We start from the raw sequence: 26,289 nt of genomic DNA on the forward strand, positions 1-26,289 counted from the left end.
GTTTACTATAGATGGACAGATAGACTACCTTGTTCATATTAATAGTTTGTATATTCCATCGCCATATACTGTAATTATATACCAACAGCTTAGGTTAAAAAATACATCCTGCAATTATTTGTGCATCTGCCTTTCGAAATGTACATAAGGAAGATTTGGCATGCACCATAATTTCTCTTTTTATTCTTTCTCCGATATCTATATTTAGGCTGTCTACACATACTTATCTACATTTTATTAAAAATATAATGTACTAAAGAACAAAAAACTCCAAGTTTTCTAAATCACCTTAGAAAACTTGAAGTTTTGAATGTTTCACTTATTAATTAGGCTATGTTTAAGAATATTGTTTAAAATAAGTGGTCATGAAGTAGATGCTATATGAGCTAGCAGTTAGAGCAAGCTCATTTAAGCATCGGATGACTGACCACTTATTTTCAACACGGCACTTTAACAGAGTTATTATTTAAGCTTATTTTAATACTCCTAAGGCATATCCTATGATACCTACTGCAAATAATCCAAATATTATTATCATTGGATTTACCTTTTTCTTTAAAAGCTTCATGCAGACAAATGTCAATAATAGTGGTAATAATCCTGGTAATAACTGATCTAATATACTTTGTACAGTTGTTACTACCATCTTTCCATCTTGTCCCTTATATTGAGATAATACTAATGGTACATTAATTGTAGTCCACTTAGATACCAATGCTCCCATTACAAACAAACCAAGAATTGAGGCTCCAACAGTTAGTTTTTTCAACCTATTTCCAGCCATATCAGAAACTATTTCTGTACCTTTGCTGTATCCATATTTTAATCCGAACCACTTTGTTGCAAGTCTTAAAGCATTGAAGATTACAAAGAACAATAATGGTCCAAGTATGCTTCCACTCAAGGCAATTGATGCTCCTAATGCTGCTGTTACTGGTCTTAGTGTTCCCCAGAATACAGGATCACCAACTCCAGCTAGTGGTCCCATAAGACCAACCTTAACACCACTTATAGAACCATCGTCTATAGGTGCTCCATTAGCTTTTTGCTCTTCCATTGCAGCAGTTACTCCCATTATAGGTGCAGCTATGAATGGCTGAGTGTTAAAGAATTCTAGATGTCTCTTTAAGGCTGCTCTTTGATCTTCCTTTTTATCATATAATTTCTTAATAGCAGGAATCATAGTTACACAGAATCCTACTGATTGCATTCTTTCAAAGTTAAAGGATCCAAGCAAGAAACATGAACGAATAAACATACTTGTAAGATCTTTTTTACTTAGCTTCTTTTCCATTAATTATTCCCCCTATAGCTCGTCGAGCTCATCGACTACTTGAACTTTTTGATTAAACTTAGGATCAAGCTGTATATAGATTATTGCAAGAACAGTTCCAATAATACCGAAGCCAACTAGATTGATACCTAGGAAGGCTGCTATAACAAATCCTAAGAAGAAGAAAGGCATTAAGTACTTAGCTTCCATCATGTTTATTACCATAGCATATCCTACTACAACTATAAATCCGCCTGATATTTGTAAACCTCTTGTAACTACATCAGGAATAGCAGCTAGCATGCTATTTACAACGCTTGTACCTGCTACTGCCGCAACTAAAGCTGCAGGAATAGCTACACGAACACCTTGTAGTAATAAAGCTACAAAGTGACACATTTCTATTGCCTTAAAGTTTGCATCATCTGCATATCTATCTGCTGCATGTTGAAAGAAAACTGTAATTGTTCTAACAAATATAGTAAGAACTTGTCCAGCTGCTGCTATAGGAATTGCTATAGCTATACCAGCTCCAATTGATTGTTTTCCTACTATTACAAGGATAGATGCTATTATACTTGCTAATGCTGAGTCTGGAGCCATTGCCGCCCCAACATTCATCCATCCTAAAGCCATCATTTCAAGAGTACCACCTAATATAATTCCTGTTTTTAAATCACCTAAAACTAATCCAATTAATGTACATGCAACTAAAGGTCTATGTGTCTGTCCTTCATCCAGTACGCTGCCCATACCGCAAATAGCGGCAATAAGTACAACTAGTATAATTTGAATAGTATTCATATTATTTCACCCCTAAATTATTAATCTATCAAGCCACTTGCTTTCAATTTTTCCATTAAATCTACCTTTGGATTACTTGCTATTTGCCTTACCTCAAGCTCAATTCCTTTTTCATGAATCTTTTTAAAAGCTTCAATATCTTTATCGTTTACAGATACTGCACCAGTAATTTGAGTTTTTCCTTCCTTGTAGCACATTCCCCCTACATTTATAGACTTGATATCCACACCTCCTTCAATCATTCTTAAAGCATCACTTGGATTAGTAAATAAGAACATTGTCTTAAAGTCGTTATACTTTGGATTTTTATATGCTTCTATTGCCTTATCAATAGGCAAAACATATGCTTTTACATCTGCTGGAGCTACTTGCAATAATAAAGTCTTTCTTAGTTGATCCTTTGCAACTTCGTCACTGCAGGCAATTATCTTATTACATTTTGATTCCTTTACCCAAACTGTAGCTACTTGTCCGTGTATTAATCTATCATCTATTCTTACAAAACTTATTTCCATTTTATAATTCCTCCTCGATATCACTAAAATTTGATCTAAATGACTTTATTCCAGTATTTCCTGCTTCTTCAGCTATTTTTATTAATTCGTTTACATTCATCGAATCTCTAAGTGCATACACTTCTAACAACATTGGCAGATTGACCCCTGTAACTATATCAGCCTTCTCCATATTAACTACAACTCTGCTTGCTGCATTATAGGGGCTTCCTCCAAAAAGATCTACCATGACCATTAATCCATCTTCACAATCCAATTCCTTAATGGCTTCTTCATACTTTGCTACAAGATCCTCTGAACCTTCACCAGGATTAAAAGTTATATATTTTATATTTTCCTGCTTTCCAAATATCATTTCAGAAGACTTTACTATCTCTCGAGAAAACTCTCCATGTGTTCCAACTATTACTGCTACCATTACATTCACCTCCTGCTTATCTTCACATTTATATTAAAGCAATTATCATGCCAAACCTTTGTATGAAGTTTTTTGCTCGTTTTGTTTAAGAATTTAGTATACTGGTGATTATTTGATAGAGCAAAGAAATAATAATTCAGCTATTCTTGAACTTTTCACACTTATTTTGATACAAAACTGGTGTTATTTGATACAACTGACAATTTGAACAATAATTTTTGATACATGAAGGATTTTTGCTTGTCTTAACAGTAAAAAATTCGCTGAAGCGACCTTTCTTCAGTGAATTTTTTTGCGCATCTGCCTTTCCGAATGTACATGAGGAAAATCTGGCAGGCGAATAATATTCCTTTTTTTACTGTTTAGCACAAATAACTGTTATAAATTCTTGATATTTCTAGGTTTAGCTGACAAGAAATTTACTACTTTTCTTAACAGTAAAAAATTCGCTGAAGCGAACTTTCTTCAGCGAATTTTTTTGCCATCTGCCTTTCCCAACGTGGGTTAGAAAATCATTACAGGTGACATAATTTTATTTTTTAATTAGGAGAACCTTAGAAAAAATTAATATTAAACTATCATCTGACAGATAAAATACTTCTCATCTTCAGTAAGCTGTAATCTTAGATACCTCTTAAATATCTCGCAGCTATGATCTACTGCTTTAACTATATTTATATCTATAGCTTTCTTATCATCAGTATACTTTAACCCTTCATTGGTTATCATTCTTTCTAAAGCATAAGCAACATGACTAATAATGCTTATTTTAGTTGTATTGTTCATAACTACACCTAGTTCTTGCTCTAGGTTGCCCACAAACTCCATCAAAGTGCCTATTATCTTCTTTGGATTCAAATAAGTCAAGAACTCCTCTAGACTATTTTCACATATATCCTTTAATACCACATCCTTATTATTGGTTATTGAAAGATTATTATTTTTTAGTAGCTCTCTAAGTATATTTTCCCCGTTTGCATCAATAAGCTTTTCTAAAGATATAAAAGGCACATCTTCCTTTGGTCTCTTTACTCCAATTACAGCTAAAACTGTATGTTGCTTTTGAAGTTCATTGATCTTTTTATCTAGTTCTCTTATGCCAACAGGTACAATCTTTATCTTTTCTCCTGTTAGATTCAACACTACTTTTTCAACCATTTCTTTTAACTTTTCGGCGGTACCTTTACCTGAACTGCATACAGTAACTATGACCTTGTCTTCTAAGTAAGTTTTTTCAACTAATTCATTATTATAGCCTCTAAAATCTTTTAAGGAATTATAAATATCTATAAGGCTCATATCTAATATGCTTGCTCTTCTAACAGCCTCAAGTATTAATGGAGTGGAAACCATGTCTATGCTCTTAACTGGTATTCCAGTCCTCTCAGTTATAGTTGCCTCAAACTTTACCAGTGATCCCATATCTACAAGTAGTAGTACGCCTCGCCCACTATTCATCTCACGGACTCTTTCGATAACTAACTCTAGTATAGTTTTAGGACTAACATCTAGAGGCATATCAACAGCACTTATGTTTGAATTTCCTAGAAGTCCTTTAACTACACTTACCATACTGCTAGCAGTAGAGTTTCCATGAGCTGCTACTATGATACCAACATCACCTCTGTATTCTTCCTCTGTTGATTTTAATAGAATAGCTATATAGGTAACTTCTACTTCTGGTACATAAACACTAAACTTTTCGCTTAATATATCTTTTATTTTTAAAGCTACCTCATATTCTTTATCGTTACTATTTACTGTACTGTATTTCTTTCGGTTATAACCCTTTTTCTCTTTTATTCTCTTGAAAAAGGCGCTCATATGAAGACTTAGGGCATAGGTAAATCTATCACTATATTTTCTTCCTAATTCTCTTTCAGCTATGAGCTTAACTTCTTCGGCAAATTCAAGAATTTCCTTATCTACTATTTTTAATATTCTATCCTTATTTTCATTATTCTTAGTAAATTTATTGTAAAAACTTTTAATGTGTATGTTCACATCTGTGGTTATAAATTTATTTATATAATCATCATCCATGCCCTCTTCCTTCAACAAGGATAGTTTATCTTCAATAAGCTTATACAAATTAAAAGGAGGCTCATAAGAATCAGAAGAGTCTACAACATTTTGGTATCCATCTGGACTTATAAAAATCGGTGAGTCCAAAATAGCATCTAATTGTTGAAATTCTCGTCTATCCCTTCCTATTTCGAAAAATCCGTCTTTTATATTAGGAGCTAGAGTCTTAAAATCTAACTCGATATAATCGCTATCGTTGTTTATACTATCTAAAAAGCCCTTTGCACAGGTCAGCTGAATATTTGATTTTAATTGTCCTATATTTCCATAGGTAGCACTTCCTATCAAGGCCTTAACTACTTCTGCAGATGCTTTTATTGGTTTATTTACTCTACTAGCTTCATTAAGTAATAAGAACCTTATCATCTGTACTTTTTCTTCGTTATCTCTCTCTTGTAGAGAAGGAATAGTTATAGTTATTGGAATTCTCCTCATAAAGGTTTTCAGCATATATGAATCAGATTCTTCAGTAGTTGCACTAACTATAAGCACATTAGATTTTCTATTTCTTTCTGTTTCTCCTAGCTTACCGTATTCTCCAGTGTCCATAAAATAGAAGATCATCTCTTGCCCCTCAGGAGGTAACCTATGAATTTCATCTAAGAATAAAATTCCTCCATTTGCTTTTTCAACTAAGCCTTGCTTTTCAGTATCTGCTCCAGTAAAAGCACCTTTTATATGACCAAATATATGATCTAAGAGTAACTGGGAGTTATTATAATAATCTGCACAGTTAAACACCACAAAAGGTGACTTTTCATTAAACTTACCTGCGAACCTTCCATAGTTATACATTATCTTAGCAAATAAAGTTTTACCTACACCTGTTTGTCCGACTATTAAGGTATTCAGCCCTGATGGAGGATATAGTATTGCAGCCTTTGCTTGCTCAATCTGATTTTTCAAGCTTTTTTCAGCTCCAATAATCAATTTAAATGGATCTTTTTCTTTATTAGAGCAAACTAGTTCTTTAATACTCTTAACTTCAACTATAGCTTCGTCTATTTCAATATTTAATATTTCCTTTAAAACAGACTTAGGAAGAAATCTCACAGGTCTTTCCTTTATCTTTATTATCTTACCCAGTCTCAAAAGTTCATTTAATTCTCTACTTACATTATTCCTCAACATTCCAAGTTCTTCAGCTATATCAACTGAGGTAAAACCTATATCATTTAATAAGTCTTCCTTGGAAAGCTTTCTTGTATTTTCTTCTAGATAACAATATATTTTATCTATTTTCTTCATTCTATCTCCCCCATAATCATCTGCAAATTAACTAAACCTAGTAGCTAACAGAATATTATGTTCAACTAAATTATCCTTTGTAGCGTCTTCGGTACAACCTCAAAGCACATATTTTTCTATTGCCCAGGCTACCCCATCTTCATCATTGGTTAAGGTTATATCCTTTGCTATATTTTTAACTTCAATAGGTGCGTTGCCCATTGCTATTCCAAACGCAGCATATTCAAGCATATCCATATCATTATAGTTATCTCCAACGGTCATAAGTTCCGACTTTTCTATATTGTACCTATCTAAAAGAAAACTTATAGCTAAGGTTTTTGATGCATTCTTAGGCATTATTTCTAAATAAGTTGGTTTAGAAAGATAAATATTTAACTGTTTATCAAACCTTTTTAATAATATATCTCTAAGTTTTTGTATATTTTCTGAAGCTCCCATGCATAATAACTTATTACATCCCAGTGATTCTAATTTCCACTGAGTTAACAGCTTGGTATACTCAACCACATTAGGTTCTATATTGGTTATTTCTTTTTCTTGCAATGCCCAGTAATCCAGTTGTTCTACATACCAATTGTCATCTTTATACAAGCTTATATGGATATCAAGATTTTTTGCTTCAGACACTATATCTTTTATATAACTATTATCTATATATTGACTAAAAAGAATGTTTTTTTCTTTATCTAGTATCAAAGAACCACTATAACAGATTATAGGTTCATGTATATCTAATTGCTCCTGGAGAAAATTAATTCCTTTAGGCATCCTTGCTGACACCAATATTACTGGTATATTTCTAACCTTTGTAACCTCTTTAATAACCGCCTTATTCTTCTCGCTAATCTCATGGTTTGAATTAAGTAATGTACCATCTATGTCTAAACATATAAATTTAACCATCTAAATCCCCCCCTATTATTTAAATTAACTATACTAACTCTTATTAAAGCAAATTTCATGCCAATTATTGTATCATTTATATTAACATAATTATTTTCTCATTTAAAGCATCTCCATATGCTCATATATGCTTACTTCTGAATACTTATGACTATTTCGATTATATTCTATATGATATCATTTACATATTCAAGCATATTTCACTATTTTTTAATATTAATCTCATGGTATAATATGGATCATAATGTAATTCATTTATGTCCAATTAAGTATGAGGTGATTTTATTGTTTAACATAGGAATAGTAGAGGACGATATTACCATATTAGAAGGAATAGAATACGTATTAAGCAAAAAAGGCTATACCTGCTATTGTTTTCAAGAAGGATATAGTTTTTTAGAGGCTACTTCAAGCCTAAAGCTAGACTTGATTGTTATGGACATAACGCTACCAAATAAGGATGGCTTCTTTTTTACCAAAGAATATCTAAATAACTACAACTCCCCTATAATTTTTTTAACTGCTAGAGGTGGTATTGAAGATAAACTAAGAGGTTTAGGCCTCGGCGCTGATGACTATATAACCAAGCCTTTTGACTTAAGAGAGCTTCTGCTGCGAATAGAAATAATTCTTAAAAGAAGCTATAAGAGAAACGGTGTTTATAAGATTACTGAAAAAATAGTAGTAAACTTGGATGGCAAAGAAGTTTTGGTAGATGGAATACCTGCAAACCTAAGTCCAAAAGAATATGAGTTATTGATATATCTTATTGAAAATAAAGGTATTGTTTTAAGTCGGGCTACGATAATTGAAAAAATATGGGGATATGATTTTGATGGTGATGATAGAACTGTAGATATTAATATAACTAGAATTAGAAAAAAGCTAAAGTTAAATAGTAAAAGTCCCATTTCAACTGTTTTCGGAATAGGTTACAAATATGAAGATTGTTTTTAAAAGTATAAGGTCAAAATTCTTATTTACCTTTTTTCTAATAATCTTATTTACAATGCTTCTGCTGAATACTCTAATTACTTCTTTACTAGAAAAGTCCTATATAGAAAAAATAAAAAAAGATTGCGATTCTCTATATAAAACCTCTAGATCTCAAATATATGAATATGAAAATATAAAAAACTTTTCGCTAGATGAAACAAATCTAGAATACCAGGCTAGAAGCTTAGTTAATGTAATCAATACTCCAAATCAACAGTATATAAGGATTTTAGATAAGAACTTACAAGAGATTTTTTCAATTGATAAAGGCTTAGAAAAAATCTATATTACCAAATCTTCTGATCTAGAGTCAGCAAAATTAAATAAAGCATATACCACAATCAGTAATATTAATAACAAATATATAGCCTCCTTCTCTTATCCTTTGTACTTTAATAACAAGTTTGTTGGAATTATAAACTTTAAGAATGACTATACATATTTATATAACGAAAAAAATATGATAATTTACAATTTGAATATAATATTACTCTTAACATTAATCATAGTAACAGTAATAACAACTTACATGACCAATAAAATTATTAATCCATTGTATAAGCTTATGGAAATTACAGATAGGATTTCTAAAGGTTCTTATGCTAGTACGATAAATATAAGAAGCAATGATGAGCTTGGCACCTTAGCAGCTAAATTTAATATTATGCAAGACACAATAAAGGAAAATATGGAGACAATAAAGGAACTTGAGAGTTTTAGACGACAGTTCTTTAATAATGTTACTCATGAGTTAAAAACCCCTCTTACTGGAATAAAACTATATGCTCAACTTTTAGAAGAAGAGTACAACAATCCTCAGTTTGTAGCTAATGCTGCTGAAAGAATAAAGTCAGAAAGCGATAGACTTTATATAATGGTAGAAGATTTATTGAATATTTCAAAAGGAACTACCGCTGAAAGAAATGAGATTCTAAATGTTTTATCTATTAAACCTATTGTTGAAACTATAATAAGTGATATGACATTACAGGCTATTAATAAAGGAATGGATCTAATAATCACTCTCGAAGATGCTTCAATAAAAGCATATAAAAATCACATTATTCAGCTATTCATAAACCTATTAGATAATGCTATTAAGTATGGTAAAGAAAACAGCAGTATTTATATAGATATTTTTAACAAAGATAACTTTTGTAATATATCTATTAAAAATAGTGTAGAAAATAACAGCAATACTTCAATCGCAAGCAATGGGATAGGTCTCTTTATTGTAGACAGCATAATCAGTCGAATTAATGGAAGTTATACAATTCAAAATAATGATGGTATTTTTTCTATTAAAATAAAAATTCCTTCGCTTTGAAATAACTTTGAAATATCTATCTTATATTATTAATTCAAGGTAAAGGAGGTTCGAAAATGAAAAGAACTATAATTATCATAATAATTTCCTTAAGTACGCTAGTAAGCTGTAGTAGCAATATAAAAGAAACAAATATACCTATCTCTGAAGATGTAAAACTTGAGTCTACTTCAGCACAAAAAGAAACACTTGAAAAAGAGAAATCTCAAACAAAGTTAGTATTTAAGTATACCGCAAACAATGAGCAAGAAAAACTTCTACAGGACCTTATAGTGGCTCAAGTAAATCAAAATAAGACTAAGTTAACTAGTATTTACTATCCTTCTGAAGTCACTAAGTCTGAGATAGATATGTATATGAATCCTAATGAGAAAGCTGCTGTGGAAAAAGATATATTGAAAATGTGGAATCTAAGAGAAGATCAGTGGAGAAACCAAATAATGGCTAAGGGTCCTAGTGGTGAAAGCTATAATGAAAATACTCTATACTACCCTTACCAGGAAAGGCTCAAAACAGTTAATTATAACGAAATTAAAGTAATTGCTGTAGATACTTTTAAGCAGCTTACTAAAGAGGCAGATATGGTCTCCCAATTTCCTAGCGGCAACTATACATTTTTTTATGTGTTAATAAAGCCAGACAATACCAGCTCCTGGCAAGTATTTGATGAGTATTTTGATTTTACTCAGAACATTACTAACTTTTTAAAGAAACACCCTAAATAGGTGTTTGCATTATATAGATGTACCATTTCGGGTTGAAGTGATATATCTTTACTAAAAGGCTATGATTAATAATATTGTTGAAATTAAGTGGTTATGAAGGAGATGCTATATGAGCGAGCAATTAGCGCAGGCTCATCTAAGCATCGGATGACTGACCACTTAATTTCAACACAGTACTTTAACAGATCCTAATAAAAAAATAAGTCTTAGTATTTTAAGAGACTGTGCTTACCACAGAAATGATAAAATATATCTTCTCTCAATACTAACACTTATTTTTTCAGGTTATTGATTGATTTATAGGTTTACATTGCATAAAACGATGATTCGTTCGCAATTATTTTTAGCATTAACTAATTATCTCAACATATATGCCCTAATAATTTCACCCAATTCTCACAAAGCAATTCATCTCTATTTTTCTTGTAAAAATATCAGTTCCTTTTATTTCATGAGGTATATAGGTGTAAAATCCTGAAATTGGTTTCATCTTATTTTTATCTAAATATTCCTTCATCTCTTTTACAGCACTCTGAAATTCTAAAAGTACTCCAGTATACTCAAGCATAACAACGTTTTCCCAAACCATCTCTTCGTAGGTCTCATAAATACCTGATACTTTTTTTATATCTTCTTCGTTTGAGATTACATATATCTCACTTTCTTCTACTTTTACCTTATTAACATTCTTCACATCATTATTGGTGGCTATCTGAGGATACGTACTTATACCCATTTCTCTTAAATAATCATAGAAATTCTTAACTGTGCTAATTATCTCATTTTTATCCCCACTTAGGGAAATCTTTATTAGGTTATTGAATGCTACTTCTTTATATACATTTATACTCTTCATCTTAAATCTTGACAACCTCTCTACTTCTTTGACTCAATGCTTTATAATTTAGCTAAAGTTGTCTTTCTCCTTTCTATTGTAGATTAAAAAATATTTAAAAGCATGAAAGCATATATTTCTAAATATATTCGCCTACTACAATATAAATGTATCATCAAACTAATATTTTTTGTCAAGTTCTGCATAAGTTATTATTTTTTTATCATAACCGTATATTTAATGATTTTTTTAATATCATTTATGCATATATTTATCACTTATAGATATACTCTTGCAACTTCAAAATTATGGATATCACCTTTAATCAACTAAAAATTTTGGATGATGTTCCAAAAAAACTTAAAACAAACTTATTTTTAGTCTTTTTCATTTCAACCATATGGGTAATATGTCAGAAAATAAGGTTTCTTTTACACTGTTTATCCTAAATAACTATCATAAGTTCTTGAAATTACTATATTAAGATAGCAAGAGTTCTTATTTTCTCATTAAAGGCAAAAAATTCACTAAAAGAATATTCTTCAGTGAATTTTTCAAAAAACATCTATTAATTCATTTAATAAGACCTTTAACATACCGACTGGAAATCATACATTCCTCTCCATTTATCATGTAGGCTATTCTGTTTTTAACATCTAATTCCTTTATATTATTTTTGTTTATAATATAAGATTTGTGACATCTATAAAACCTATCATCCAACTTTTCTTCTATATCACTAAGCTTTCCATTGAATTCTATCTGCCTATCTGTAGCATGTGCAATAACTTTTCTTACAGTCTTGGATGTTTCAAAGAATAATATTTTATCAAGCTCCATGTTTATTATTCTTTCGTTTATCTTTATGCTAAAGATATCTCCATCTTTTCTTTTATTGGTATGCCTTGTATTAGCTTCCATTACACAATCTTTTATTCTCTTATCAACTTCATTGTATTTATCCTTTATTATGTAGTCCATAGCCTCAACTTTATATGTAAAAGTCAAATAACTCATTTCACTATGAGTGGTTACAAAAACAATAAATCCCCTTGAATCAAGTTTTCTTATTTCCGCTGCCAGAGCTATTCCACTCATCTCTTCTTTTAAGTCCACATCTAAGAAATACAACCCATTTACATCATTGGCCCCTATGTATTCAAGTAAATCTTTAGATTTATTGGTAACCAATGCGACTTCCATGTCAAGACTCTCCATCAAAATAGTGTTTCTTATAATTTTCTCGTAATGTTGTCTATGCTTATCATTATCTTCACATATAAATACTTTAAGCATAAATTCCTCCCATACCTCTAATATCTAAATAGCTTAGTAAACTAAGTTATATTTAATTATTTTCTATAGTTACTTTTTGCAAAAAAGTATTATCTTCAATAATTGTATCTAGAAAGACATTTTGATACTTGTCCAATATCATCTTCAGATTACTAAGACCAACTCCACGATTTTCTCCTTTTGTTGAGAAGCCTTTTTTATTTAGCTTATATATTGGAGGAACATCTTCTAGACAGCTATTCAATATTATCACAATTAATGACTCTTCTTTTTTTACGAACCCTACTCTTAGAATAGGAATTTCACATTTTTCTGCTCCTTCTATTGCATTATCTAGTAGTATACCTAATGCTCTAACTATATCTATTATTCCCATAGGAATGCTACTAATAGGTTCCACTATATCTATTTTCACATCTATACCCATTTCTTGAGCTCTTATTAACTTTGAAGACAACATTCCCTTAATCTCAGGTATCTTTATATTCTTAAGTAAATCAATTTGTGAACTGCTTCTTCCTATCTCATCACTTAAGGGAATTATATTTTTAGTAAAATGACTTTTTAATCCTTCCATATCATTATCCTCCATATATCCGATCATAGAGGAAATTATATTTATATAATCATGTTTAAAAACCCTCATTTCGCTATAGAGATTCTCAAGATTTTCTGTATATCTTTGTAGGCTTTCAAAGTGAGCTTGTTTATTTTTAAGTTCTAATTCCTTAGTAACACTCTTAAATAATATATTCATCGTTATTCCGAGAAAAATACAATATATAAAGAATAAAACCCCATTTAGCTTTAGTATTTCATCTGTAAATCCAAGCTTACTACCTAATACTATATTTGTATAAAATACTATTAATGTTATCGTTAAACTAATTATTATTATTAAGCTAAATTTATTAGTAAAATCTACATTAAAAATTTTAAACTTATTTTCTATCAGATAACCAATAAATCTACTTATAATAACTATGATTGCTATTGTTTCAATAAGTGATAGTATGTATATTCCACTCTCATAGTACTTTACTATATGTAAGTTAAAAACAAAGACATTAATACAGCTTACAATATAATCAGATATTATACTTATTATGTTTGCCAATAGAGGCATCAAAATACTTATAGTTATCTTTTTCTCTTTTATATAAATAAAGATTATAAGTATTAAGTCTATAGGAACTATGCTTAGATAACGTAAGTAAAAGCCAAAGGGTATGGATATAATTGATGTTACAAGCACTATTGTGATAACTTCTCTCTTAGTAAATCTTAAAGTATTAAGATTTATTATAGCTATAAATAAAAGAAAAATAGTTATTATTATATCAAAAAAATTAGCCATAAATCCCCCTTAATTCAAACATCAAATCCAATTATACCACATTTTTTACCTTTTACATTTATTTACGAGTATTTTTACCTTCTTTTGATTGATTTATAAAACATTCCCAAAGTTAGTCTCTTCTCTATCTGCCTTTTCTGAACCTATCTAAAGAGTTTATGGTAATAGTTATAATCTTTTTAGTGTATATTTTAGCAAGCTATTCCAAAGCTTTGATATTGGTCCACTTTGATAACATTTTTTAATCTCTTAAACCAATCGAGTAGGAGCTGAATAATTATTTTATTCAGCGTCCTCTCACACCACCGTGCATACCGGTCTGGTACACGGCGGTTCTTTAAGTTGAATGAATTTTAATATATTGATGCGTTAGGCTTTTTAAGCCTAAGTCCGAGAAGAATTTATTTGTAAGAGTTGTGTTTAATATTGCACTATTTGCTACTCGCCAGTATCCTTTGCGGGTATTGGCAAACTTTATAGCTTCGTAGTGTTCAAGTCCCAGCTTCTTAAGGTTTTTATATCTAGTTCTAACTTTCTTCCACTGTTTCCATATACACATTCTTAATCTTTTCCTTATCCAAATATCTAAATGCTCCACTATTCCTTTGCATTTGGCTATTCCATAATAGTTAATCCAACCAATATTAATTTGGTTCAATTTTTCTATTCTTTGTTCCAAAGTTATCGGTTTTGATCTAGATAGGACTTCTCTGATTTTATCTTTGTATCTCTTTAATGATTGCTTTGATATAGATGAGTATGCTTTACCAAACATTAGGTTTAGCGTGAATCCTAGAAACTTTCTCTTCCAAGGTCTATCTACTGCACTTTTATCTCTGTTCACCTTCAATTTGAGTTTGCCTTCAATGAAATTTGTTATATTTTCCATTACTCTTTTCCCAGCTCTCTCACTTTTAACATAGATATTACAGTCGTCCGCGTAGCGACAAAATTTATGACCTCTCATTTCTAACTCTTTATCTAGTTCATCTAGCATTATGTTAGATAATAGTGGACTCAACGGTCCTCCTTGTGGGGTTCCTTCTTCATTTCTGACCACTACACCATTTATCATTATTCCTGACTGAAGATATTTCCTTATTAGGGATAATACTCTCTTATCCTTAATGCTTCTTGATAATTTATGCATTAAGATATCATGGTTAACCTTATCAAAGAATTTCTCTAAGTCCATATCAACAACCCACCTATAGCCATCATTGATATACTGTTCTGCTTTCTTAATTGCATCTTTAGCTCCTCTTTGAGGGCGGAAGCCAAAGCTACTTTCAGAGAATCTTCTATCATAAATACTATTTAATTCTTGAGCAATAGCTTGTTGGATAAGTCTATCCAAAACTGTAGGTATACCTAAGAGCCTAGTTCCACCATTAGGTTTTGGAATTTCTACTCTTCTAACTGGCATTGGTCTATACTCACCATTAAGAATACTTTCTCTAATAGATATCCAGTTTGTTTTCAAAAATTGTTTAAGTTCATAAACTGTCATTCCGTCCACGCCGTGGCTACCTTTATTAGAAATTACTCTTTTAAGAGCCAAGTTCATATTATCCTTGGATAATATCCTTTCTAGTGAGCCATATTCAAATCCACTGATTTTCTCCTTTGGAGTTGCCGAGAATTCTCTATGCACTCTTTGCTTATCTTCGAGTTCCACTCTATCTTGGGCACTAGAGCCTAAATATTTAGTTTTCTGCAATCTTTGAGTATTCTGCGAAACTTTCAAACTTGAAAAACCTCCCTAAAGTTCAGTCCTTCATCCGCTATCGCGATTAGCGGAGTTACTATGACTTCTGCTGACTTCTGATAGTTCAGTTACATATCGCTATGTAGGTTACCGCTTAGAAATTCATCTTTGTTAGCGATGTATCTATCAGACCTCCCCAGGTAAGAACAACAACCTTCATCTCATATATCTGCTACATTTACTCCTAGGAATTGGGATAGTGTAGGACTTCGTTTTGTTTAGCAAACTCGTCCGTCCCTAGTAAGCCTTATATGTAGTTCGTGTCCCTCAGACCGAGACTTTGCCTTAGGCTTCCTTCAGATTCCACCTCACGATGGACACCCTTGCCCTTAGCTAGTGGTTCCCACTACCAAGCCCACAGCGGACTTTCACCGCCAAGTTGTTGCCCATGCTGGGCACACTAAAAAGGTCACTGAAGCAACCTACTTCAGTGACCTTTTTTCAATATTTATCTTTCCTAATATATACGGAAAAATTCTTATAATTATGTATAAAGTAAAAATAATAGGCTTTTCTTACTTATGCCAATAAGAAAAGCCTATTATTTATGAATCATTATGCGCTTACTTATTTTGTTCTTTTATTATTTCAAGCATAGCCTTTGGCTCATAGAAGTATCCGATCATGCATTTTCCAGTAGCCTTATCACTTATCTTAATTGATGCCTCACCTATTTTGCTAGCTAACTTTTCAACTAATTGATTTTTCATACTGTTCATAATTATTATACCTCCTATTAAAAATTTTATATGTTATTGGTAATATACTTAAAACCTCATAAAATGAAGCTAAAGTTATCAAATTTGTTATAACACTATAAGGACTTATTAAAGCTATAACCATTAGTACAATTCCAGTTACAACTGCTTTCTTCTTTAAATCATTCCTTAGTGCTTGTCCTATTAAAGGGTGATACTCAGTGTCTGCTGGTGCATACATATATAAAGCTACAATAATAAATAAAAATAACACAAGTATAATATACTTATCAATAATAGCTATTTTACTCACATATCCCCCCGCCACGTAAAGAGTTAACGAAGTGATAGTACATACTAAACTATTTTTTGCATGCAATCCAAAGGCTTTACTCCTAACTAGACCTAAAATAATTGTCATTATTGTGGTCTCAAATATCAAATTAAGTTTTATTGAAATCAAAAATATTATTATGAACTTTGAAATATTTATTAAAAATATTTCTATACCTAGCCTGATTTTTTGTAGTTCAATACCATCTTTTTGGATTACCTTATTAACTTTAAGGGTTATAATATCAGCTACTTTTTCCATAGGATTCATCTTATGGGAAAGGTTTTCTTCCATCTTTGAACCACCTCTAAATAAATTATAACAAATATTCAGTAAATGCTATCATCTACGACTTAACCGTATAATGTGATAACTATATACACTTTAATCTATTAATCTATCCCTTCATACTAAAACAAATTTAGAATTAAATCAGTGCAGCTTTATATAAACTCGAACTTTACTGGTCTTAAAAATAGATCTAATAACTCTTTCGCGGCATCCTTATTATTAAATATAACTTCATATAAAGCCTTACATATAGGTAGCTCAATATTGTACTTTGAAGAAAGTATGCTCAAAGCCTCTATTGTGGATACTCCTTCAGCAAGCTTTTCAAACTTGATGTTTTTTACAAAATCTTCACCAAACTGCCTATTATGACTATTTTCAGAAAACAACGTAGCTTCATAGTCACCAAGATGACTTAAGCCATAGATAGTTATATCATTTCCTCCCATAGCTCTTACCAGTTTAGATATTTCCCTAGTACCTCTGGCCATCAAAGCTCCTTTTAAGCTACTATACCCCAGTCCATCTAGCATCCCCGCTGCTATACCAATAACATTTTTTGTAGCTGCACCTACTTCATTTCCAATAAGATCTTGACCGTAATAAAATCTAATTAAATCGCTATTTAAAGCATTTACTATGATTTTTGTTAATTCAATATCTTCAGAACCTATTACCATACAGTTAGGTATACCCTTTAAGAAATCTTGTACATGCCCTGGCCCCAACCAAACTGCAGATTTTATTCCAAATCCCATTTCTTCTTTAAATACTTGAGACAACCGCTTTCCTGTTGAGCTTTCTAATCCCTTCATACATAAAACGTACTTTTTATTTTCTAGATTACCAACTTCTTTTAACCTTTTTGAAAAGTCTCTTAGCTTTTGAGCACTAATAGAAATTAAGATTATATCTCCGAAGGTTATTGCTTTCTCCAGAGAGTCAGTTAATTCAACATCCCTTGATAACTTCAAATATTGGTTTGATCTATTAATTCTTAATTCTTTAAGGTTGTCAGAATTAGCTCTTCCCCACAGCATTACCTTGTGACCTATATGACTTACATACCATGCTAAAAATGCTCCCCATCTCCCACAACCTAATACTGAAATATTCATAATAATCAACTCTTTTCTATTTTATATTATTACAAAAAACGCCTTCAATACCAATTTTAACATTTATATTGATATATTTCTATGTTCTAAAAGTCAATTAAAACTCCTTTTTGCTGCTTATTTCCAAAGAATATCTTTAAAAATATTATGAGAAAAACTTTCAAAAGGAATTTGATTTAAATCACAGAATTTGAGTTTTATTTTATTTATAATTTAATTATTCGCTAGAGGATTTAAGATGTATCACTTCAATGTAAAAATATAAATTAAAAAATGAAGCTGTACATCCATATAAAATCAATAAATATATGCAAACTATAAAATATAAAATAATTTAAATCTGGGAGTATTACAATGAAAATAGAAAAAATTTCCGATAAAATAGCATTTAGTGAAAGCTCAATTACTAAGAAAATAATATTTAAAGAAGATAAGCTTTTAAGCTTCGTACTTAATTTTAAACCTGGGCAAGGCGTACCACCTCATAATCACGAGCAAAGTGATCTTTTAGTTCATGTTCTATCAGGCAATGGAGAAATGACAGTTGATGGTCAATTGAATAACATAAATGCTGGAGATGTAATTCATTGCTATGGAAAGGAAGTATTTAGCATAAAAAATACTTCTGATAAAGATATGTCATTATTCATAGTATTGACTCCAAATCCCTCAGCAGTATACTCAAAGGAAATATAGTATATAATTTAAAGTTTATTATTTTTAAAAATCCTTGCATTAATTGTAGGGATTTTTATTTTTAATTTTATACTATAGGATTTCTAACTCAACTATCAAATTATACATGGCTGATGGTCTCCAGAAGCTGAGATCATATAATCCAAAGAAGCCTAGATTTTCGAACAAGAATAAATTAAATTTCAATGTATGAATGTGCATATATTGAATTGCATAATTGAGATTAAGTGGTTAACCAGAGGATACTTTAATGAACTTACACAACATGATTATATATTTTTTTATATAATACCCAAATTGACAAATCATATGAAAATATATTTAAAGATTATTTAAGTTGTATACGATATATAATCATATTGATCTAGATGGAAATACTATCATAATATTAAGGAGTACTAAATATGTTTGGAAAAAACAAAAGCAAAGCACAAATAGCTACATCAAATCCTGAGAATGTTGAAGTAAAAAGAAATGATTCCGTTTTTAGAGAAGAAACTATTGAATTCATAGAATCTGCCAACAAATTATTGAGTGAAACCGTTGGACAGCATAAAGTTGTAAATGAGCAACATAATGTATTAGTAGAACTTACTGATACAGTTAAGAATCATATGGATAACATCTCTTCTCTATCTAGAAAAACAATAGACTCTACTGATAATCTTAACTTTGAAGGTAATAAGCTAATAGAAATAACTAAAGAAACTGTCCAAAAATCTAATGAAGGTAAACACGCAATCGAAGAAATGGACGAAATAATAAAGTCTTTGGAAAATGAAAATAATAAAAGTACTGAAAGCATAAATGAACTAGCAAGAAAGTTTAGCAAGGTTAATGAGGTAGTTCAACTTATAACAAATATCGCCAGTCAAACAAACCTTCTAGCATTAAACGCAGCAATAGAAGCAGCTAGAGCTGGAGAACAAGGAAAAGGCTTTGCAGTTGTTGCAGATGAAGTTAGAAAGCTTGCCGAGATAACTAAGCAAAGTACTGCCGATATATCTAATCTAATTGAAAGTATTGAAAATGAAACAAAGGTTGTACTTAGCAATGCCGATAACTCTAATACTGTAATAAACAAGGGTGTAGCTGCATCAAGCAGAGCTATAGAAAAGATTGAAAACAGTTTATCTTCCATATCTGTGGTTGAAAAAGAAATAAAAGAAGTTATAAACACCATATCTACCCAAAGAAAAAATATAGAACAAGTAAATGAAGAAATAAAGACTGTTGATGATGTTTTGAAAACAACGGTATCTACTATAATAAATCATATAGAAGATGCAAGTGTTGTGGACGAGCAATTAGCAGCAACAGAAAGGACACTTTCTTCATACAGTGATAAATTTACTGCCACTAATAAATAATCTTCTATATCCATAACTTATTTTTAACATTAATAAAGATGCACCACTTCAATCTGAAATCTATTTTCTAAGTTCCTCTGAGTTTTGAGAGGTGTTTTTGAAAATATAAATTTTACTATGAAGTGGCACATCTGTATATACTCTTCCCTAAGCAAGCATTATTGGCCATTACAATAGTTTTCTAAGTTCTTCTAGTTCACCTTCTGTAATATCTCTCCATTCCCCTATGACCAAATTATCGATAAATAAATTTAATATCCTTATTCTAATAAGTTTTACTACACTATAACCACAAGCTTTACTCATTTTTCTAATCTGCCTATTTAGTCCTTGAGTTAATATTATGGAAAAGGTATCCTCGTTTATTCGTTCTACCTTACACTCCCTAGTAATGACTCCGCCTATATCTACTCCTTTAGACATATCCTCAATAAATTTATCATCAAAGCTCCTATCTACAGTCACTACATATTCCTTCTCATGACTGTTGTCAGCTTCAAGAATACTATTGGCCAGTTCTCCGTCATTTGTAAGCAGTATAAGCCCTTCAGATTCTTTGTCTAGCCTTCCAACAGGAAAAATATATTGTTGATAATCAATGAAATCTATTATATTATCTTCCACATCTTTTGCTGCAGTACACGTAACCCCTGCTGGTTTATTAAGTAGTATATATACTTTTTTCTCTTCTTTAATAGGTTCTCCATCAATAAGTATTTCATCCTCTAACTCTACCCACTGGCCTGGAATACAGAGTGCTCCGTTTACAGTTATTCTTCCCTCTTCAATAATTCTATTAGCTTCTCTCCTTGAGCAAATACCTAAGTTACTTAAAAGTTTATTTATCCTCATATGTTAAAAGTTTCTCTCCTTAAAGTTCAAAGTTATATAGGTAATATCCACATAGCTTGTTTTTTAAATCTATTATACAATATTAGAGCAATACTAATAAGCTATTAAAAGAACTTTTAAATGCTACTAAACCCACTTAAGAATGCTAAAACTCCAGTACTTATAGTTAAAGTGGCTCATCTAAAACAGATGAACCACTCAAAAATGTACCACTTAAATTCAACATTTACAATTTGGCATATTTACCACAGATACCTATAAAGTATCTATGAAATTCAAGATTATCTGTAAGCTCTGGATGGAAAGACGTAACAAGCATATTTCCCTGTCTCGCTGCAACCACTTTTTCTTCAATCTTAGCTAAAATCTCCACCTTATCATCTACCGAAGTGATGAAAGGAGCTCTTATAAATACTAAAGGAATTTTTTCATTAGCTACTGCTTCTATGCTCTCCTCTGCTAGAAAGCTATCTATTTGGCTTCCGTAAGCATTTCTTCTTACAGTTATGTCCATAGTTGCTAAGTGTTTTACATTATCATTCTCTATGTCCTTAGCAAGTAATATCATACCTGCACAGGTTCCCCAAACTGGTAATCCTTCCAGTATCTTATTTCTTAAGATATCAAAAATTCCCGTTTTTCTTAAAAGCTTTCCTATGGTTGTACTCTCTCCACCAGGTAAAATTATACCATTTAAGCCCTCAAGCTCTTCTTTTTTTCTTACCTCAACAGCTTCACAATTTAACTTAATTAAGTGATTTATATGTTCTGCTACGCCTCCCTGTAGGGCTAGTACTCCTATTCTCACAACTACCAGCCTCTTTCTTCAAATTTACTTACCAATTCTTCACAATTAATACCTACCATAGGCTCTCCCAAATCTTCTGAAACCTCAGCTATTATTTTAGGATCATTGTAGTAAGTTGTAGCCATTACTATAGCTTTTGCTCTCTTTTCAGGATCTCCAGATTTAAATATACCTGATCCAACAAATACACCTTCTGCACCAAGTTTCATCATCAGAGCAGCATCAGCAGGAGTTGCAACTCCACCTGCAGCAAAGTTTACCACTGGGAGCTTTCCATTTTCCCATACGTATTGTATTAGGTCAAAAGGAGCTGCAAATTCCTTTGCTAAAGTCATTAGTTCATCCTTAGGTGAATTTTTCACTCTTCTTATATCTTCCATTATGCATCTCATATGAGTTACAGCTTGAACAACATCTCCGGTACCTGCTTCTCCTTTAGTTCTTATCATGGCTGCACCTTCGCCAATTCTTCTTAAAGCCTCACCTAAATTTCTAGCTCCACAAACAAAAGGAACCTTAAAGCTAGACTTATCTATATGATACTTATCATCTGCTGGCGTCAAGACTTCACTTTCGTCTATAAAGTCAATTCCTATAGCCTCTAGAACTTCAGCTTCCACAAAATGACCTATTCTCACCTTAGCCATAACAGGTATTGAAACAGCTGCTTGTATTTCTTTTATCATCTTAGGATCAGACATTCTAGCAACTCCGCCCTCTTTTCTTATATCTGCTGGAACTTTTTCAAGTGCCATAACAGCACAAGCTCCAGCTCTTTCTGCAATTATAGCTTGTTCGGCATTAACTACATCCATTATTACTCCGCCCTTAAGCATCTGAGCAAGATTCTTATTTAGTTCATATCTTCCCATATCTACACCCCTAACTATTTTATAAAAGTTATCTTGATATTACTTAGCGACTTTCTGTGAGCCAATGTATGATAACTTAAATAAAATTATAATTAAATGTATTTATTTTACAAGTGTACCGATACATTCAATTAATTACTTTTTATTCAATAAATCACCATATGAATCTATTGACTAGTAGGTTTTAAGATGATAGTATTAAATTAATCTTATCGGAATACTAAGATATAAACAATATGATAATCCACAGTTCTTAGTAGAATATAATTTTCTAAAGATTAAAAATGTATTATAATTAAATTAATTGCAAATTAGTAGGAGTGATTATAAATGGAGAAAATCGCGAGCTTTACAGTGAATCACTTGGATTTACTTCCTGGTGTATATGTTTCAAGAAAAGATAAGTTTCAAGATGTAGTTCTGACAACCTTTGATATAAGAATGACTAGACCAAACCTTGAACCTGTTATGAATACTGCTGAGATCCATGCCTTTGAGCATTTAGGTGCAACTTTCTTAAGAAATCATAACACTTATGCCTCAAAGACTGTTTACTTTGGACCTATGGGGTGCAGAACTGGTTTTTATTTAATACTTCAAGGTGATTATGAGTCAAAGGATATAGTTGAACTATTAAAAGAAATGTATCAATTTGTAGCTGAATTTGAAGGAGATATTCCTGGTGCATCAGCTAGAGATTGTGGAAACTATTTAGATATGAATCTTCCAATGGCTAAGTACTTAGCAAATAAGTTCTTAAAAGAAGTATTACTAGTAATAACTGATAAAAACCTAGTTTATCCAGAGTAAGCTAGCTTAGTTTCATTGATAAGCTATTAAAATCTGTAAAACTATATAAAAGTAACTTCAAAAATGAAAAGCCTCTTGTTCAAAACTATTATTTGTCTTGAACAGAGGCCTTTTTACCATATTCATCACTTTACTGACTGATTCAAAAGTTTAGACATCGTATCTATTGAAAAAGTATTTATTTTCCACTGATTATTTTCAAATATAAGTCCTATACGCCCTTTTTCTTCATCAGTTTTTACTGTATTGTCTTTGGTGTACGTTTCCTGTATAGTAACAGTAAAGTTAGTTTCTAGCTTATTTTCCTTGCTATCTTTAAAACTCTTTTCAAATTCTATATTCTTAATCTTTCCCCTAGCTTGATTATCTGCGCTAAATTTAATATTTCTTAAATAGAACCTATTTGACACTAAGTCTGATATGGCTTCATTAGTCATATATTTCTTAAAGGGTATATATGCATTTTCATAATTAGTTGGCTGAAGAGTCGCTATGGCATCACTTGACTCAATATTATAAAATTGTTCAAAAAAATTACTTGCCAAATTCGTTGCCTGCTCTTCTGAAGCTGTTTCTGATGTATCTGCTTTAGATTTATCAAAGTTCAATACATCCCCAAGTAAATATTCTTTTCTGTACTCACTACCATCTTCGTTTGTCCATCCAACCTCTATTTTTATAGTCTTAAGTAACTCTTTGACCTCATCATCACTTAATCCTTTGTAGTATATAATAGGAGTTCTTTCTGCTGTGGCGAAATCTTCACTATCATTGTTCTGATAAGAAGATGGCCCAAACCAAAACCTATTGTTGCTATTATTTAATGGCTTAACTATATCCTCTGATTCTGGTACCTCCAGCAGTTTAGATGAAACATTTTTGGCATTGGCAATCTCTACCTTTAGATATAGTTTTCTGAAATCATCTTTTGAAGCACTTTTCAGTTCTTTTGTTCCAACCTCACCATACTCTTCATCTGTTAATCCACCTAATGTTGCTATAATATTTACTTGAGGTCCACTATTTTTATTAAAAACCTTGCCTTTACCATTGGTCATACCAACTAATACAATAACTAGAATTAATGCTCCTGCAGCCAACGCCCACTTAAAAGAATGTTTACCATGAGCAGCAATCATCTTTATTCTTGTCTTAATACTAGACTTATTTCTTACCATGCTAGTTGTAACTATTCCAAATCTATCTCTGGTAATAGTACTTGCTAAGTTGATTATGGTTTCCCCATAAGATTTATATTCAAAATCATTCAATTTTGACAACACATAGGAATCACAAGCTATCTCACAGTCCTCTCTCATTTTAAAGAAAGAATACCAAATTAATGGATTAAACCAATGTAAACACTGCAGTATAATTAGTAGCCAGTTAACAAGTACATCTTTTCTTTTTAGATGTCCAAGTTCATGCATAAAGATATACCGTTTTTCTTGTTCTGATAAATTGCTCAACGTCTCAAAGGAAATAAGTAGCCTAGGCTTTATCCACCCATATATAGATGGCACACTATTATTATCCACATCAACTATTGGTATATCCCTAGCTATGCTCATAGATATCTTGCACTGAACTAGAAGCTTTAATGTACTTTCGTCCTTACATTTTGGTTTTAGATTTAATTTCATTGCAAAAGTTCTATTTACAACTACTATATTTAAAAATAATATAGCTGCGCCTATAGCCCATATTATACTTAATGTTTTATAATCTAACGTACTACCATTAGTTTTTGAAATATGATTATTATCCTTTAAATTTTCTTGAGAATCGCTTTTTATATTATTCTGATTGTTTTTAGAAGTATCATGATTGTTTGTTGTTTGAAATGCATCAATATCTTTATTATTAAATGATATCTTGTCTGTAGACATGCTGTAGCTTGATAGCTTCAAAATATTAAAAACACTGAATTTACTTTCCGGTGCATATGGCATTAGAAGCCTGACAATAAGAAGGAACCATATTAAGTAATGCCAATTAGCCTTTAATTTCGTTTTAAATATTCTTTTTACTAACATTATACTTATAGCTACTATACTCCCCATAAAAGATAGAGAAAGAATAATTTTAAACAAAACTTCTAAGTTCATTTACTTTTTACCCCTACTCTCTTCATCAAGTATTTTCCTCAATTCATCTATCTCTTCAGTAGATAGATGCTTATCTTCTATAAAGTTTTTCAGTAATAGTTTAAGTGAACCATCATAGACCTTGTGAAGAAAAGTCTTAGTTTCTGCACTTTTACATTCCTCTTCTGTAACTAATGGATAGTACAAATTAAAGCTCCCCTCTTTATTCACTCCAACAGCCTCCTTCTTTACAAGCCTGCTTATCAGAGTGTGAATGGTCTTTGGACTCCAGCTATTTTCTTCTTTCAACCCATCAATTATTTCGGAAGAACTAATTGGGGCTTTGCTCCATAAAACTTTCATTACCTGCCATTCGGCATTAGATATATTAGGAAAACCATTCATATTAAAACACCTTCTTACACTTGTAGTCTGTAATTCAATACTACACTTGTAGTCTATCCCTGTCAAGTACTTTTTTGTAATTTTATTACTATTAGTTTAATAAGACTACTCATTAATTCCGCTAGAATATTTGAAAGTATATTTCAATATTAACGGTTCATCTCTTTAACAATAACTGATATATTGAATATATATATTATAGAGTCATACTCTATATAGGTAATCTTTATGAAAACTTAATTTATACATGTTTGATAGTCCTGGCTTCTGGGGATCATCAAACATACATAAATTAATAGTTGAAGTTGGAAACCTAGATATATCAGTTCAATCCTTAGACTCAAAATAAGGCTTTCGAGGAATTTGCGAAGCTTTATTTTGATAAATTTCATTTT

The 26,289-nt window shown here is 31.2% G+C and carries 24 protein-coding genes; 6 read left to right on the forward strand and 18 right to left on the reverse strand.

Going from position 1 to position 26,289, the window contains the following annotated elements; all coding sequences use genetic code 11:
• Positions 1-472: 472 nt before the first annotated feature.
• The 6 genes from manZ to C1I91_RS23725 all read right to left on the reverse strand — a co-directional run bounded on the left by manZ (position 473) and on the right by C1I91_RS23725 (position 7,249).
• Positions 473-1,294, reverse strand: a complete 822-nt coding sequence (manZ, locus tag C1I91_RS23700) for a PTS mannose transporter subunit IID (protein WP_128215121.1) — start codon at positions 1,292-1,294, stop codon at positions 473-475.
• Positions 1,295-1,306: 12 nt separating this feature from the next.
• Positions 1,307-2,077, reverse strand: a complete 771-nt coding sequence (locus tag C1I91_RS23705; RefSeq protein WP_128215122.1) for a PTS mannose/fructose/sorbose transporter subunit IIC — start codon at positions 2,075-2,077, stop codon at positions 1,307-1,309.
• A gap of 20 nt (positions 2,078-2,097) precedes the next feature.
• Positions 2,098-2,592, reverse strand: a complete 495-nt coding sequence (locus C1I91_RS23710) for a mannose/fructose/sorbose PTS transporter subunit IIB (RefSeq protein WP_128215123.1) — start codon at positions 2,590-2,592, stop codon at positions 2,098-2,100.
• A 1-nt stretch (position 2,593) separates the two neighbouring features.
• Positions 2,594-3,010, reverse strand: a complete 417-nt coding sequence (locus C1I91_RS23715) for a PTS sugar transporter subunit IIA (protein WP_128215124.1) — start codon at positions 3,008-3,010, stop codon at positions 2,594-2,596.
• 570 nt (positions 3,011-3,580) lie between these two features.
• Positions 3,581-6,343: a sigma-54-dependent transcriptional regulator gene (locus C1I91_RS23720; RefSeq protein ID WP_128215125.1), complete on the reverse strand. Its 2,763-nt coding sequence runs from the start codon at positions 6,341-6,343 to the stop codon at positions 3,581-3,583.
• 99 nt (positions 6,344-6,442) lie between these two features.
• On the reverse strand, positions 6,443-7,249 hold the full coding sequence (locus C1I91_RS23725; RefSeq protein ID WP_128215126.1) for a Cof-type HAD-IIB family hydrolase: 807 nt from the start codon (positions 7,247-7,249) through the stop codon (positions 6,443-6,445).
• Between the two features lie 285 nt (positions 7,250-7,534).
• Here C1I91_RS23725 and C1I91_RS23730 point away from each other — a divergent pair, with 285 nt between their 5' ends.
• From C1I91_RS23730 to C1I91_RS23740, 3 genes are read left to right on the forward strand one after another with little or no spacing between them, the layout of a single operon-like run.
• Positions 7,535-8,206 (forward strand): response regulator transcription factor, encoded by a 672-nt coding sequence (locus tag C1I91_RS23730; RefSeq protein ID WP_164880638.1) that lies wholly within the window; start codon positions 7,535-7,537, stop codon positions 8,204-8,206.
• 52 nt (positions 8,207-8,258) lie between these two features.
• On the forward strand, positions 8,259-9,572 hold the full coding sequence (locus tag C1I91_RS23735; RefSeq protein WP_164880639.1) for a sensor histidine kinase: 1,314 nt from the start codon (positions 8,259-8,261) through the stop codon (positions 9,570-9,572).
• A 56-nt stretch (positions 9,573-9,628) separates the two neighbouring features.
• Positions 9,629-10,297 (forward strand): hypothetical protein, encoded by a 669-nt coding sequence (locus C1I91_RS23740; protein WP_128215129.1) that lies wholly within the window; start codon positions 9,629-9,631, stop codon positions 10,295-10,297.
• Between the two features lie 385 nt (positions 10,298-10,682).
• Here the strand turns inward: C1I91_RS23740 and C1I91_RS23745 are convergent, their stop codons facing one another.
• From C1I91_RS23745 to C1I91_RS23780, 7 genes are all read right to left on the reverse strand, one after another.
• The gene (locus C1I91_RS23745) at positions 10,683-11,153 is read right to left on the reverse strand and encodes a hypothetical protein (protein WP_128215130.1); all 471 of its coding nucleotides are present in this window, start codon (positions 11,151-11,153) and stop codon (positions 10,683-10,685) included.
• Positions 11,154-11,705: 552 nt separating this feature from the next.
• Positions 11,706-12,428: a LytR/AlgR family response regulator transcription factor gene (locus C1I91_RS23750; RefSeq protein WP_128215131.1), complete on the reverse strand. Its 723-nt coding sequence runs from the start codon at positions 12,426-12,428 to the stop codon at positions 11,706-11,708.
• Between the two features lie 52 nt (positions 12,429-12,480).
• A complete protein-coding gene (locus C1I91_RS23755; protein WP_128215132.1) occupies positions 12,481-13,785 on the reverse strand; it encodes a sensor histidine kinase in 1,305 nt (434 codons plus the stop codon).
• 337 nt (positions 13,786-14,122) lie between these two features.
• The gene (ltrA, locus tag C1I91_RS23760; RefSeq protein WP_205694242.1) at positions 14,123-15,532 is read right to left on the reverse strand and encodes a group II intron reverse transcriptase/maturase; all 1,410 of its coding nucleotides are present in this window, start codon (positions 15,530-15,532) and stop codon (positions 14,123-14,125) included.
• A gap of 584 nt (positions 15,533-16,116) precedes the next feature.
• A complete protein-coding gene (locus C1I91_RS23770) occupies positions 16,117-16,272 on the reverse strand; it encodes a cyclic lactone autoinducer peptide (protein ID WP_128215133.1) in 156 nt (51 codons plus the stop codon).
• The gene (locus C1I91_RS23775; RefSeq protein ID WP_128215134.1) at positions 16,244-16,879 is read right to left on the reverse strand and encodes an accessory gene regulator B family protein; all 636 of its coding nucleotides are present in this window, start codon (positions 16,877-16,879) and stop codon (positions 16,244-16,246) included. Before C1I91_RS23775 ends, C1I91_RS23770 begins: the two co-directional genes overlap by 29 nt.
• Positions 16,880-17,028: 149 nt before the next feature.
• Positions 17,029-17,994: an NAD(P)H-dependent glycerol-3-phosphate dehydrogenase gene (locus tag C1I91_RS23780; protein ID WP_128215135.1), complete on the reverse strand. Its 966-nt coding sequence runs from the start codon at positions 17,992-17,994 to the stop codon at positions 17,029-17,031.
• Positions 17,995-18,348: 354 nt separating this feature from the next.
• Here C1I91_RS23780 and C1I91_RS23785 point away from each other — a divergent pair, with 354 nt between their 5' ends.
• Together C1I91_RS23785 and C1I91_RS23790 are read left to right on the forward strand one after the other, a co-directional pair.
• Positions 18,349-18,690 carry a cupin domain-containing protein gene (locus C1I91_RS23785; protein WP_128215136.1) on the forward strand — a complete coding sequence of 114 codons (342 nt, stop codon included), beginning with the start codon at positions 18,349-18,351 and terminating at the stop codon, positions 18,688-18,690.
• Positions 18,691-19,094: 404 nt separating this feature from the next.
• The gene (locus C1I91_RS23790; RefSeq protein ID WP_128215137.1) at positions 19,095-20,060 is read left to right on the forward strand and encodes a methyl-accepting chemotaxis protein; all 966 of its coding nucleotides are present in this window, start codon (positions 19,095-19,097) and stop codon (positions 20,058-20,060) included.
• A 168-nt stretch (positions 20,061-20,228) separates the two neighbouring features.
• Here the strand turns inward: C1I91_RS23790 and C1I91_RS23795 are convergent, their stop codons facing one another.
• The 3 genes from C1I91_RS23795 to pdxS all read right to left on the reverse strand — a co-directional run bounded on the left by C1I91_RS23795 (position 20,229) and on the right by pdxS (position 22,592).
• Positions 20,229-20,912: a pseudouridine synthase gene (locus C1I91_RS23795; RefSeq protein ID WP_128215138.1), complete on the reverse strand. Its 684-nt coding sequence runs from the start codon at positions 20,910-20,912 to the stop codon at positions 20,229-20,231.
• A gap of 226 nt (positions 20,913-21,138) precedes the next feature.
• Positions 21,139-21,720: a pyridoxal 5'-phosphate synthase glutaminase subunit PdxT gene (pdxT, locus tag C1I91_RS23800; protein ID WP_128215139.1), complete on the reverse strand. Its 582-nt coding sequence runs from the start codon at positions 21,718-21,720 to the stop codon at positions 21,139-21,141.
• A gap of 2 nt (positions 21,721-21,722) precedes the next feature.
• A complete protein-coding gene (gene pdxS, locus C1I91_RS23805) occupies positions 21,723-22,592 on the reverse strand; it encodes a pyridoxal 5'-phosphate synthase lyase subunit PdxS (protein ID WP_128215140.1) in 870 nt (289 codons plus the stop codon).
• Positions 22,593-22,922: 330 nt separating this feature from the next.
• Between pdxS and C1I91_RS23810 the strand changes: the two genes are divergently transcribed.
• Complete coding sequence (locus tag C1I91_RS23810) at positions 22,923-23,402, forward strand: S-ribosylhomocysteine lyase (protein WP_128215141.1); 480 nt, start codon at positions 22,923-22,925, stop codon at positions 23,400-23,402.
• Between the two features lie 125 nt (positions 23,403-23,527).
• Here the strand turns inward: C1I91_RS23810 and C1I91_RS23815 are convergent, their stop codons facing one another.
• Positions 23,528-25,510, reverse strand: coding sequence for a M56 family metallopeptidase (locus C1I91_RS23815; RefSeq protein ID WP_128215142.1), 1,983 nt, complete (start codon positions 25,508-25,510; stop codon positions 23,528-23,530).
• Entirely contained in the window at positions 25,511-25,894 is a 384-nt protein-coding gene (locus C1I91_RS23820) for a BlaI/MecI/CopY family transcriptional regulator (RefSeq protein WP_128215143.1), read from the reverse strand. It lies immediately after the preceding gene.
• Between the last annotated feature and the right edge of the window lie 395 nt (positions 25,895-26,289).

Source organism: Clostridium manihotivorum (assembly GCF_004015185.1).
GTDB classification, from domain to species: Bacteria; Bacillota; Clostridia; order Clostridiales; family Clostridiaceae; genus Clostridium_AR; species Clostridium_AR manihotivorum.